Origin of the sequence: Tardiphaga sp. 20_F10_N6_6, assembly GCF_052076045.1 — a bacterium.
Classification (GTDB): Bacteria; Pseudomonadota; Alphaproteobacteria; order Rhizobiales; family Xanthobacteraceae; genus Tardiphaga; species Tardiphaga robiniae.
The window spans coordinates 1,975,923-1,988,269 of record NZ_CP197239.1; the positions used below are offsets into that span (position 1 = coordinate 1,975,923).

Sequence of the window (12,347 nt, forward strand, 5' to 3'; positions counted from 1 at the left end):
TTCAAAAGCGAGACATCGCAAGCGTTGCACATTGCGCGACGATCTTGCGAGAAAAACCCAGCGCAAGCGTCGGCCAGAATGTCATCGATGTCAGATACATCCTCGAAATGGCGACAAAACGTCCAATAACAAGACAATCATAGCGAAATTCGACGAAACACCGGATCGCTAAAAGAAATCGGTGGCTAATGTCTGTGAATAGGCGCACGCTGAACGCATGCCGGATCTCAGCAGCGACATGCGCGCGTGACCACGAGATCGCGCCGTGAGACCGTTACTTTCAAGCATCCTTTCCAGTTGAAGGGCCTTGGTCGTTTGATCCCGGCAGGGTCGTATGACGTCATCACCGATGAGGAGATGATCGAGGGACTGTCCTTCGCCAGCTATCGGCGCACGGCGACCATGATGATCGTGCCCGGTGCACCACCCCATACAAGTTCCATGGAGATGATCTCCATTGGGTCGCTTGAGCTGGCGGATGTGCAGCGCATTGATGCGAGCGCACCATGACCGACACTCCCGTCGAGCTGGATAGCCGCCGCGGCATGGCGGCACAGAAAGCCACCGATATCCGGCGCAGTCTCGCCGAAGTCGAATCCAATGCCGCAGCACTGCGTGAGCGGCAGCTGGCACTCGAAGAGCAGTTACTGACCACGCCGGCCACCACATGGCCTGAGGCTGCAGCGAAGGCGCGCTACGTCCTCAATCTCTACGGCGCATCGCTCAGCGCACAGGATACCCAGCACCGCGATCTGATCGCGATCGTGCTGGACGATTTTACGCGGCTTGCCGCCAACGACTGATCCCATCATTACGCAGGTCGCAGCGATCCCGCAGCAGCCAGCGCTCAACCGAAAGCATCCTCATGCAGAACCTCTTGCACCGTCACGTTCAAGTCGCAGAATCTCTCCGCCTCGGCGTCGAGTCCGGCTGGTACAGCACCAAGATCAGCGGAACCTTTGTTACGGGCCCACATCCCACCGAGGCCGAATGCTTGCGCAAGATCGCTGAACTCAACCCTGTTGTGCCAAAGCGCAAGGCCTAACGCGGGAAGACGACGATGGCGCTTACACACGGTGTTTTCCAAAGCTTCGAATATAATCGCATGGTTGTCCTGTTCTCGATGATGAACGACGCGACCGAAGTCACCTGCGCGATCAGCACCAGCGCGATGGACGAGCTTGAAAAGGCGAAACGCACCAAGCCCGAACAACGCGAGGAGCAGTTCGTCCGGCTGCGCGATCGCATCGAGGCCTGCGCAGCGCGCAAATTCGCGAACGCCGAATTTGAGGGCAAGCCGCCCGGTATCGTGCTGCGCAGCATCGATTTCCGGTAGCCTCTCCCACCATTGAACCCTTCCTCCTCGCGGTGTGACCAACGCCTGTCACACGCGAGAGGTCGAGCCATGCGCCACTTTCCAAGCCTGAACCGTTGCGCCATCCGCGTCCTGTTCGCTGCCATGCTGGCGAGCGCAGCAATGCCGATCGCGCAAGCTGCCGCCGACGATGCACAGCAATGTACCGATGCCTCCGGCGTCCTGGCGATCGCGGCCTGCGACCGCGCCATCGCGTCGGGCAATTACAGCGGCCGCCAGCTTGCTGAGCTGCATTTCAACCGCGCCTTCGAATATCACGAGCGGCACGAGAGCGGCCCTGCCATGGCCGCTTTCGATGAAGCCATCCGCCTGAACCCGGATTATGCCCGCGCCTATTTCATGCGCGGAAATCTCTGGCTCGCCCGCGGCGATAACGACCGCGCCATCAGCGACTTCAGCGTGGCGCTCGGTCTCGATCCCAACAATACCGATGCCTATGTCAATCGCGGTGTCGCCTGGTACGCCAAGGACGATAACGACCGCGCTATTGCCGACTACGACATGGCGATCCGTCTCAATCCGCAGGAAGGCGGCGCCTATAGCAATCGCGGCGGCGCCTGGCTGGTGAAGGGCGATCATGCGCGCGCCATCGCCGATTTCGGCGAAGCAATCCGGATCAATCCGAACGATCCCTGCCCGGTGTTCAACCGCGGCTTCGCCTTCAGCCTGAAGGGGGACAACGATCGTGCCATCGCCGACTACAACGAGGCGATCCGCATCGCACCGACCTATGTGGCGGCGCTGACCAATCGTGGCAGCGTGTGGTCCGACAAGGGTGACAACGACCGCGCGATGGCCGATTTCAATGCGGCGCTGCGCATCAATCCGAAATACGCCAAGGCGCTCTATCTGCGCGGCATGACACGGCTTGAAATGGGCGACATTACGGGCGGCGCAGCAGACGTCGCCAGCGCACGGAAGATCGATCCGAAGGTCGGCTCATAATGACTGAACACGCATCGCCGTCACGGGCGGCACGTCAGTCATATCGATCAGTCGAGTTTGGCAACCACAATGAGGCGCTTCACTTCACCGTTGCGATAGGCCTGCAGGAACTTGTTGTAGTCCCGGAACGAGACGCAGCCGTTGGAATCGCCATTGGGGCCGAGCATGTAGGTATGCGCGAGCAGACCCGTGCGGCCATGGATCGCGCCCTCGCCGCCCACCGGCGTCAGGCGCAGCGCGGCCACGCCGTGGAACAGAGCCTCGCGCGGCTTCAGATCATAGATGTGCGGCGGCGTCACGCCGCGCATCTTCTCATGGGCATAAGCGGGATTGTCGAGACGGCTGCCGAGGCCGGAATGCGCTTCCAGCTTGGTGCCGTCGGGCATGTACACTTTACGCGCGGAGATATCGTAGACCGCGGTGGTGCGATCGCTCAGGGTGGGCTCATTGCTGGCCGCCGCATCGGTGCCGTTGCTCAGCACGCCACCGTCGGAGCCGGCATAAGCGAGCACGGGGCCTGACTGCGGAGCGCTACCGCCGAACAGTTTCTCGAAGACATTGAAATTGCCGGACTTGGGCTGAGCAGCCAGCGCCAGCCGCGCCTTCTGAACCAGCGAGTCGTGGCCATAGGCACCGCCCCTGGCGGCGCTGGCCTGTGCGACCGGCTGCGACGGCGCTTGTGTCGCCTGCTGCGGCGCGGACGGCGCACGGGCATCGGAGGGCCGTGCGGCCGGCATCGGAATGCTGTCGACGAGCTGGCGCACCGTCGGCGCCGGCTGCATCAGCGCGACCTCCTGCGGCTTCGCAGCTGGTGCAGGGATCACAGCTTCAGAAGCCGGGTTGCGCTTGACGAAGCGCTCGGGCGCGGCGCCCATCGAATAGGTCGGGTCGAACCAGGCGACCTGACGCTTCGGCTCGGGCTGCGCGGCAGCGAGCGGCGCATTAACGGCCGGCTCGAAACGCTCGGAGAAGGATGTGCGGTATTCGGTGCGCGAGAAACGGCTGTCGAAGCGTTCGGCGAAGGACGATTGGCCAACGCCTGCATCATTGCCGAGATTGGCGGAGATCATAGCAGGCTGCACGCCGTTCTGGAAAAGCTTGCCGGCAAGCGTCCATCCACCGGTCAATGCGACGGCGGCAAGAGCAGCGCCGGTCACGAACATGCGTGAACTGGATTTCGACACTTGATGCTGGCCTCGGCGTGAGGGTGCAGAATGGTTCAACGCACGTTTACTGCTGCTCATACGCCTGACGTCCAACACACGTTTACTAAGCTCCCTGCCCGTTGTGCGTGACGAGACACACAGGTCTCGAAAAGCACCGCGCAGGGATGCGAAACGCCATTAAGGCGAGTTTTAGTTAAATGCGAATTAATTGGAGGTCCCCCACCGATTGCCTACCTAAAGGCCTGCCAATCATGGCCTTTTTGAGTAACCGACAGGACGAATTCGGGGAACCTGCGAGAGCTTTGTGGGCTCTCGCAGGCCGGTCTCAGGCGCGCTGGGGTTTTGGGTCACGCCCGGCCCGAACTATTGGCGCGCTGTGATTAGGCCATTGGCCTAGTGTGGGGCTGTTGCGCCGGGAACCATGTCGGGCTGGCGGTATTTAGGTAATCACAACGATCAATTTGTGCCGGCTAAGGCGTCAAATGATCACGACCTCAGTAGTTCAGCTTCGGATACCAGTCGGTGCCCCGCCCTTCCGGCGTAACGTCCAGAATCGTCCAGAGCGGCATCAGATCCGGCGCCCCGCGCGGGTCCTGGCCGGGATCGGCCGTGGATCCATCCATCTCGCCGCTCCAGAAATGGCGAATCTTGCCACTGCGGCGGGTGAAGACGTTGAAGGCAGCATCGTCGCCGCCGTCCTTGGTCAGCCCGTGATAGTCACGGCTGAACGCGCCGGAGGTGTCCGCGAACAGCGGCAGGTAATGCCAGCCACGCTGCTTCTTGAAAGCGACCAGCCGCTCGATCGGCGAGCGCGCCACAACGGCCAGCGCCACGCGCTGAGTAATGTCAGGTACCTCGCCGTCCCAGGCCGACAGCAGCGATGTGCACATCGGGCACGGCTTCTCGCGCTGCGGCCCATACATGTAGGAGTAAACGACGAGCGTCTGCTTGTCGCCGAACAGGCCCGCGAAATTCACGGGGCCCTTCTCTCCGATGAAGTCGTAGTCCTTGGTCACCTCGCCGCCATCTGGCAGCGCACGACGCAGCTCCGCGACACGTTCGATCTGACGCCGCAGTTCGATCTCCTCGACAAGCAACGCATTACGCGCATCGCGGTATTCACGGCTCTCATTGGGATAGCGAAAACTGGCCTTCTTCACGAGTTCGGCCGCAGGCGTCAGGCTGGAACCGGTCATGACATGATCCTCCCTTGGTGAATTTCAACGTGTTCCGTCTGAAAGACGTTCCGGGAGCGGCCAATCCGACATGACGATCCACAAATTCATCATGCGCAGCTTCGTGAACGGCCAGAACACGCATGAGTTCATTGACGCGCTGAGCACGGACGCACATGAGTGCGCCATGCGCCTGTTTCATTTTAGCGAAGAGAACAACATCGAAGTCTTCATGCCGGGGCCGGCGGAGATTGCGACACCTCGCGCCCAGGGACAGGAGTGGCTCAATGGCCCCTTGGTCTGGGCCATCGATGACTGGCATGCGCCGATGTATCTGTTCCCGCGCGACTGCCCGCGCATTTTTGTCTGGCCGACAGCGAGCACGACGCCGGAATACCTCGCCGCCTACAAGAAGATGACCACCTGCCGCATGGTTGCGCATATCGAGCTTGCCTGGCTGGACCGGCTCTCTCACACCACCATCTATCGCTACGAGCTTTCGCCGGACGAGTTTGAATCGCTGGACGATGCGGGTATGTGGATTTCGCGCACGCCGTCCATGCCGCTGAACATGGAGCGGATCGACAACATCGAAAAGGCACTGGAAGCCGCCGGCGTCGAATTGCGCGTCCTGCCGTCCCTGAAGACACTGGCGCCCTTGTGGGAGACATCGCTGCATGTCAGCGGCATTCGCCTCCGCAATGCATAGGACGGGCCGATCGAGCTGCCTTAGACCGACAAAGCATGCCTGGACGTTCACAAGCCGTAGGATCGTAGCATCTTCGCGACATTCATCGCTCGTTGTCACGATGTGTGAGGGGTATCGCTTCGGCGCGATGCGCCTACGTTCCACCCATCCTGTAATGAGCCACGAGCTCAGGCCGCGGTGTCGGCCTTCGCACGGCGATGACTGACCACGACGCGGTTGCGGCCCTCTCGCTTGGCCTCGTAAAGCGCGGCATCGGCGGCCGCGAGCAGGTCGTCGCCCTTGGCGACGTGCACCGGCATCACTGCCAGACCGATCGACAGTGTGACGCCATCGAGCGTGGCCGATGGCAGCGTCACCTGCATGCGATGCACGGCATCGAGCACCTGCTGCGCCCGCTGCGCTGCAACCTCGACCGTGACGCCCGGCATCAGCATCAGGAACTCCTCGCCGCCGAAACGGCCAATGATATCCGAGGCGCGTGTCGTCTCGCGCAATATCCTGCCGAGGCCGCGCAGCACGGCATCACCGGCCTCGTGGCCGTGGCTGTCATTGATACCCTTGAAGTGATCGATGTCGAGCATCGCCAGCGCGAGCGGCTTGCCGTCCTGTTGGCTGCGCGTGGTCTCGCGCACCAGGGCATCTTCGAGGTAGCGGCGGTTGTGAAGATCCGTCAGCGGATCGCGCACCGCCTGCTGACGCAGCAGCTCGCGGAGTTCGAGATTGGCCATCGCCAGCGACACTTGTTCGGCCAGCATCGTCGCCAATTGATCCGCCCCCTCACCGAACACAGAAGTATGCTCGCGATACAGCAGACCAAGCAGGTTGTTCTGCGCGATCAGCGGTTGACAAACGAACCCTGTACCGGTGACACCGCAGGGACCGGCATGATTGCAGACCAGTCCCTGACTCGCCTCGGAAATCGGGAATGTCGTGCCACGACGCAGCGCCCAGCAGTCATCGACCGGAAACGACACCGCATCGGCCTGTAGTGCGCCCCAATGGGCGCCGCGCTGAACTGCGTTACGCGCTTTATTCAGATAGTACAGCGCGCCCGCCTCCTCCGTGAACAGGTAGCCTGCATAGGTCTGAACCGCCGCGAAAATCTCTTCGCGCGACTGACACGACTGCAGCACGCCCGAGAGTTCAGTGAGCAGGACGATTTCCTTGGCGCGGATTTCCGCCAGTTGCAGCGAGGTCGTCAGCCGTTCGTTGGCCTCCTCCATAGCGTGCGCATGCGCGCGCCGCTCCGCCTCGACAGCGAGTGCGTCGGTCTTGTCCTGGATCACCCAGAGGATATCGCCGGTCGCCAGCGGCTTGCCATAGGCATCGACCAGCAGCGTGGAACCGTCGCTGCGGCGCAGATGCAGTTCGACTTCCGTCGCCATGGCGCTGTCACGAATACGATCCAACGCGGCATCGAACGCCTCCCCGTCCTCCTTCGTCGCAACCAGCTCGTCGATCATGTTGCCGAGAAGCGCAGCGGAGCTGCGACCGCAGAGTTCAGCGATCCGGCGATTGCCGCGCAGGATCCGGTGGCCGGCCGTAAACAGGATGCCTGCCAGCGGATTGTCGACCAGCGCGCGCTGCTCGGCATCGAGCGTGCTGAGATTGCCGGACAACCGGCGCGATCTCATCGTGATCACGGCGAGCAGCATCATCAGGAGGCTGATGGCGGTGCCGCTGGCGAGGACGACGTTCGGCACTGTATGGCTGACTTCGTAGATCGAGCCGGGATTGGTGGTGAACAGCACGCGCCAGACGCGCTCGCCGACAACCAGCGAACGATCCGCCGAGATCCCGGCCGACATCACCATTTGCGTCACGAGACCGAGATTGGGCTCAAGACTGTCATACATGAGGGTCGGAGTGACGGTCGCATCTTCCGGCTCGCCAATCATGACGCCTTCCTGCGTCGGCTTGGCATAACCGCGATCAACCACCTGGATATGCATCTGCTGCAGCGTGCGCGGATCGAGGATGCCGCGCATCAGGTCATTGGTGCGATAGACCGATGCAACAAAACCGTGGAGCGCTGCGTTTCGCTGCGAGACGGTCTGCGTGGGCTCGCCGGCCCGGTAGATCGGCGCACGGATAATGAAACCGAGGCCACCCGAGGTGTCCTGCACCAGTTTGACCGGCGGCGTCGCGACAATCCGGCCGGTCTCCGCGGAACGCCGCAGCGAGTCCAGTTGCGCAGGATTGGCACCGGCATCGAAGCCCAGCGCATTTTCGTTGCCACGCATCGGCTCGACGAATTCGACTACGTTGTAGATTGATCGTGGCCCCGGCGGACGCACGGCGAAATCCGGCTGTCCGGAATGCTCGATGCTCTTGTCGGCACGAACTTCCGCAATGAAGGCATCTAGATGATCCGGCGTCACATGACGCAGCGACTGCAAGGCCTGGAAGCCGGGATAGCGGCGGCCGAGATCGAGCACATCGATGTAGCGTCGGAACTGGGCGCGATCGACACGGCCGATCGAGGCGTACAACCCCTGCATGCTGACCAGTACTTCGGCGTGGGTGCGCAGCCGTTCGCTGATCGCATTGGAAATATCAACCGCGTCGACTGCGAAGCGACGCTGCATATCGGCCGCAATCAGACGCTCCGAGAATTCGCGAATGGCGAATGTCGCGGCGAGGCCGGCTCCGAGAATGGCTGCGGCAACGAAAGTCGTCCGCCGCGCCTGCGGCGCCAGCAAGTCACGCAATGCCATGTCGAGTTCCCTGAACTGACCCGGCCCCCGGCTTCGGATCACAGTACCTAGGTCGGGTGATACCGGCATCGGGATTTAGATTCTGTTGCGCTGCCCACCAGCGAACCACCTCAGGACCAGACACTTGACGACATCCTTAATCGCGGATAATAATTATCCATGATAGAGGTGAAATACAGCCATGAAGATGAGCGACGGGGTTGAGCAGGCGATCCACAGCGTGGCGATGCTCGCAGGCCTGCAATCGAACGGCGTGTTGTCCGCCGGCGCCCTCGCCGAATTTCATGGCGTATCCACCAGCTATCTCCTGAAACACCTGCAGGCGCTTTCGGGCGCCGGCTTGCTCATCGCACAGCCTGGCCCGACTGGCGGCTATCGCCTTGCCCGGACGCCAGACCAGATCACCCTGCTCGATGTCGTCCTTGCCGTTGAGGGCGATGCGCCCGCCTTCCGCTGCAGCGAAATCCGCCAGCGCGGCCCCAATCCCCTGCCCGGCAAACCCACGGCGCCCTGCGGCATCAATGCCGCGATGTTGCGTGCCGAGCGCGTCTATCGCGATGAGCTGGCCAAGGTGAGCATCGCCGATGTGCTCGGCGATCTCCGCGCCAAGGACACCGACGGCGCCATTGCCGCCCGCGGCTGCGCCTTTCTGGAACTCAACGAACGACGCCGTAACGCCAACTGAAACCTGAAACCTGAAACCGCACACCAAGGAGAAAGACCATGCAAGCCCGCCTCAACATCGCCAAGGCCGCCCCCGACGCCTACAAGGCCGTCGCCGCGCTCGATCAATATGTCGTCAAGGAAAGTGGCCTCGAGCCTGCGATCGTCCACCTCATCAAGCTCCGCTCGTCGATCATCAATGGCTGCGCCTTCTGCGTCGACATGCATGTGAAGGAATCCCGCCACGACGGTCTCAGCGAGCAGTGGATCAACATGATGTCGGTCTGGCACGAATCGACGGTCTATACGCCACGCGAGCGCGCTCTCCTCGGCTGGGTCGATGCAGTCACGCTGATCGCGCAGACTCGCGCACCCGATGCCGATTATGAGGCCCTGCGCGCGCATTTCTCGGAAGAGGAATGCCTCAAGATCACCGTAGCGATCGGTGCCATCAATGTCTGGAACCGTCTTGCCGTCGGCTTCCGCGTTCCGCATCCGATCGAGAAGCCGAAGGCTGCTGCCTGAACACAGGCTTCAGCAGATAATCGACAAGCAAAAGGCCGGGTTGAAACTCAACCCGGCCTTTCTTGGCTTCTGCTTTGCCCGACCAATGTGTCAGGCAATATGGCTAGTGGTCAGAAAAGCTTCGCGCCAGACGCATCGACGACGCGTCCCCAACGGGCGTAATCGTCCTTGATCGTCTTGGCGAAGGCCTGAGGCGTCGAGGTCGTGATGCTGAGGCCCTGCTTTTCGAGACGCTCGCGAACATCCGGCAGCGCGCCGATGCGCACCACTTCGGCGTTCAGGCGATCGACGATGGCATCGGGCGTCCCTGCAGGCACGACGAGGCCGAACCAGGAGTCGACGACAAAGTCAGCCACGCCTGCTTCCGCCGGCGTTGGCACATCGGGAAGCTGCGACGAGCGCTCGCGGCTGGTGATCACGAGACCCTTGACCTTGCCGTCGCGGATTTGCGGCGCCAGCACCGTCAGCGTGTCGAAAGACAGGTTCACCTGGTTTCCGAGCAGCGCATTCACGGCGGGAGCGCTGCCCTTGAACGGCACATGCAGCAGATCCGTCTCGGTCAGGCTCTTGAACAGCTCGCCGCTCAGATGGCAGAGCGTGCCGGGTCCGCACGACGAGTAGGTGAATTTCCCCGGCTCGCGTTTCGCAGCAGCAACGAGCTCCTTCACTGATGACACCGGCGTATCGGGGCTGGCCGCGAGCACGTAAGGCACCGACGTCAGCATGGCCACCGGCGTGAAGCTCTTGAAGGGGTCGTAAGAGATGGTCTTGTTGATATGCGGCAGGATCGTGAGCTGTCCAGCAGGCGCCAGCGACAGCGTGTAGCCATCCGGATCGGCCTTGGCGACAGCATCGGCAGCAATAGCCGTACCGGCACCAGCCTTGTTCTCGACCACGACTGTCTGCTTCAGCGCCTCGCCGAGCTTGTCGGCATAGACCCGCGCCGTGATGTCCGCAGCGCCGCCCGGCGGGAACGGAACGATCAGCTTGATCGTCCGGCTCGGCCAGCTGTCAGCGAGCGCCCCCGTCGCGCCGGAAACCAGCAGCACTGCCGCGAAAGCACCTGAGAGGAGTCGAGAAGACATGACGGGCCGCACGGTCGTATTCCTTATGATCGATGATGAGAGTGTTTTGCCCGTGATTCCCGCGAGGTTTCGCCGAGATTTCGCAATCATTTCAGCGATGTGGGACCACGTTTGTTACCACTGAAAATGTCATCGAGACGGGTGTCCGACAAGGAAACGCCTTTGCAAATAAGATCTGGACGATGGTGGATTGCTATCGTCGGACGGGCGGATGCGAGAAGTTGCTTCTTTTGACGGAACTATTCGGCAGCGGAACCTTATGTTCTGATCGGACCGTCGGAGTCGGAGAGCGTCATGACCGAGCTGAACCAGTCGACCGAGAAGAGCCGCTACCTCAGCGCCCCGAAACGCCCTGACTTCACGCTGGACCAGGACTGGGGCTCCTACTCCGCCGCCGAGCACGATCGCTGGGACCGTCTGTTCGCCCGCGCGCAAACCGTCCTCAAAGTCCGCGCCTGCGATGAGTTCCTCGCCGCACTGAACACGCTACGGCTGTCCGAATCCGGCATTCCCGATCTGGAGAAACTGAGTGCCCGTCTGACGCCGCTGACCGGTTGGCAGGTCGTGCCGGTCGCCGAACTGGTGCCCGACGAGATCTTCTTCGATCATCTTGCCAATCGCCGCTTCCCGGCCGGCGCCTTCATCCGCCCCGAACACGAAATGGACTACCTGCAGGAGCCCGACATCTTCCACGACGTCTTCGGGCACGTTCCGCTATTGGCGAACCCGGTCTATGCCGACTTCATGGAGGCCTATGGAAAAGGCGGCCAGCGCGCGATGGCGCTCGGCCAGTTGAAGAACCTGGCGCGTCTGTACTGGTACACGGTGGAGTTCGGCCTGATGAAGAGCGCGGACGGATTGCGCATCTTCGGCGCCGGCATTCTGTCGTCAGCAACAGAGTCGGTCTTCGCCCTGGAAGACGCCTCGCCGAACCGGATCACGTTCGACCTCGAACGCGTGATGCGGACGAACTACATCATCGACGATTTCCAGCAGAGCTATTTCGTCATTGAGAGCTTTGAGAAACTGCTGCAGGACAGCTATCAGGATTTTGGCGCACTCTATACCCGCCTGGCCAAAGCAGACGACATCGCGGCCGACGAGGTGACCCCTGAGGATCACGTCATCAGCCGCGGGACGCTGGACTATTTCAAGCGCAAGCGCGCGTCAGCCATTCATTGACTGGATGCGGAATTTAGCCGGCGACGCGCCGAAGCGACGACGGAAGCTGCGGTGGAAATAGGATAGTTCGTTGAAGCCGCAGGCGGCCGCGACTTCACTGATCTTCAGGCTGCACTGCCGATCGCCGGTCAGCATGCTGCGGGCCTTTTCAAGCCTCAGCTCCATGATGCGATCGGTGATGCTGAGGCCGGAACCCTGCAGCAAATCCTGAACGTAGCGGACGGACAGGCCGAGCTTCTCGGCGACCACCCGGGTCGAGAACTGCTGGTCGGCAAAGCTCTCATTGATCTGGTTGATCACGCTGGCGATCCGCGCTCCGCGCAGGCCGCCGACCTCGGTGAGGTTCACGGGGTCCGGCTTTTCGATGCTGTGCACCTTGGCACGGTCGGATCCAAAGTCGGAGTGGCTGCTGAATGCGAGATTTGTGTTTTCCATGTTCCCAATCACCGCCCATTTCAATGTGTGCGGAGATAGGTCGTCCGGACCCCTGACTTTGGTTCAACGTCGACGACGATAATTTATCGTCTTTCGAAACCATAGCGGCGCACTGCGCCCCGATGGTGACCCATAAGTCGTTGGCCGGTGGTCGTCGTGTGGTCCCATGATCGCGTTCCCCAGTAGTACTTCCAGGTGAGACCGAGCGGCGACAGCCGCTCACAATGCGACGCCAAGAGCGCGATCCAGCACAAGTCACGCGCTTACGACCACGACGAGAGCGGTATTTTTATACATGGTCGCTGCCGAAATGACGCGCGAAGCAGCTCCGATTCCTCGAGGGCCGCCAGCGCACCTGCAAGGAAACGAC

At 61.6% G+C, this 12,347-nt stretch carries 13 protein-coding genes; 8 read left to right on the top strand and 5 right to left on the bottom strand.

Annotated features, from left to right (window positions below; all coding sequences use genetic code 11):
• Window positions 1-246: 246 nt before the first annotated feature.
• The 4 genes from AB7813_RS09750 to AB7813_RS09765 all read left to right on the top strand — a co-directional run bounded on the left by AB7813_RS09750 (window position 247) and on the right by AB7813_RS09765 (window position 2,320).
• Window positions 247-510 carry a hypothetical protein gene (locus AB7813_RS09750; RefSeq protein WP_068736091.1) on the top strand — a complete coding sequence of 88 codons (264 nt, stop codon included), beginning with the start codon at window positions 247-249 and terminating at the stop codon, window positions 508-510.
• Window positions 507-803 (top strand): hypothetical protein, encoded by a 297-nt coding sequence (locus tag AB7813_RS09755; RefSeq protein WP_068736086.1) that lies wholly within the window; start codon window positions 507-509, stop codon window positions 801-803. The genes AB7813_RS09750 and AB7813_RS09755 overlap by 4 nt, the downstream gene beginning before the upstream one ends.
• A gap of 257 nt (window positions 804-1,060) precedes the next feature.
• A complete protein-coding gene (locus tag AB7813_RS09760) occupies window positions 1,061-1,336 on the top strand; it encodes a DUF1488 domain-containing protein (RefSeq protein WP_089264967.1) in 276 nt (91 codons plus the stop codon).
• A 69-nt stretch (window positions 1,337-1,405) separates the two neighbouring features.
• Complete coding sequence (locus tag AB7813_RS09765; protein WP_439059030.1) at window positions 1,406-2,320, top strand: tetratricopeptide repeat protein; 915 nt, start codon at window positions 1,406-1,408, stop codon at window positions 2,318-2,320.
• A gap of 47 nt (window positions 2,321-2,367) precedes the next feature.
• Here the strand turns inward: AB7813_RS09765 and AB7813_RS09770 are convergent, their stop codons facing one another.
• Window positions 2,368-3,504 carry a tlde1 domain-containing protein gene (locus AB7813_RS09770; RefSeq protein ID WP_439064339.1) on the bottom strand — a complete coding sequence of 379 codons (1,137 nt, stop codon included), beginning with the start codon at window positions 3,502-3,504 and terminating at the stop codon, window positions 2,368-2,370.
• Between the two features lie 476 nt (window positions 3,505-3,980).
• Window positions 3,981-4,682, bottom strand: coding sequence for a DUF899 family protein (locus AB7813_RS09775; protein WP_439064340.1), 702 nt, complete (start codon window positions 4,680-4,682; stop codon window positions 3,981-3,983).
• A 166-nt stretch (window positions 4,683-4,848) separates the two neighbouring features.
• Here AB7813_RS09775 and AB7813_RS09780 point away from each other — a divergent pair, with 166 nt between their 5' ends.
• On the top strand, window positions 4,849-5,370 hold the full coding sequence (locus tag AB7813_RS09780; protein ID WP_439064654.1) for a DUF6886 family protein: 522 nt from the start codon (window positions 4,849-4,851) through the stop codon (window positions 5,368-5,370).
• 167 nt (window positions 5,371-5,537) lie between these two features.
• Here AB7813_RS09780 and AB7813_RS09785 read toward each other — a convergent pair whose 3' ends face one another.
• Complete coding sequence (locus AB7813_RS09785) at window positions 5,538-8,087, bottom strand: diguanylate cyclase (protein ID WP_439064341.1); 2,550 nt, start codon at window positions 8,085-8,087, stop codon at window positions 5,538-5,540.
• A gap of 181 nt (window positions 8,088-8,268) precedes the next feature.
• Here AB7813_RS09785 and AB7813_RS09790 point away from each other — a divergent pair, with 181 nt between their 5' ends.
• Both AB7813_RS09790 and AB7813_RS09795 read left to right on the top strand, forming a co-directional pair.
• Window positions 8,269-8,772 carry an RrF2 family transcriptional regulator gene (locus AB7813_RS09790; RefSeq protein WP_089264972.1) on the top strand — a complete coding sequence of 168 codons (504 nt, stop codon included), beginning with the start codon at window positions 8,269-8,271 and terminating at the stop codon, window positions 8,770-8,772.
• 38 nt (window positions 8,773-8,810) lie between these two features.
• A complete protein-coding gene (locus AB7813_RS09795; RefSeq protein ID WP_149531031.1) occupies window positions 8,811-9,275 on the top strand; it encodes a carboxymuconolactone decarboxylase family protein in 465 nt (154 codons plus the stop codon).
• 110 nt (window positions 9,276-9,385) lie between these two features.
• Here the strand turns inward: AB7813_RS09795 and AB7813_RS09800 are convergent, their stop codons facing one another.
• A complete protein-coding gene (locus AB7813_RS09800) occupies window positions 9,386-10,360 on the bottom strand; it encodes a Bug family tripartite tricarboxylate transporter substrate binding protein (RefSeq protein ID WP_439064343.1) in 975 nt (324 codons plus the stop codon).
• A gap of 294 nt (window positions 10,361-10,654) precedes the next feature.
• On the opposite strand from AB7813_RS09800, the gene phhA reads away from it, so the two are divergent.
• Window positions 10,655-11,542, top strand: a complete 888-nt coding sequence (phhA, locus tag AB7813_RS09805; protein WP_439064344.1) for a phenylalanine 4-monooxygenase — start codon at window positions 10,655-10,657, stop codon at window positions 11,540-11,542.
• Here phhA and AB7813_RS09810 read toward each other — a convergent pair.
• Window positions 11,528-11,977 (bottom strand): helix-turn-helix transcriptional regulator, encoded by a 450-nt coding sequence (locus AB7813_RS09810; protein WP_068736063.1) that lies wholly within the window; start codon window positions 11,975-11,977, stop codon window positions 11,528-11,530. The two genes, phhA and AB7813_RS09810, sit on opposite strands and share 15 nt — an antisense overlap.
• Window positions 11,978-12,347: the final 370 nt, after the last annotated feature.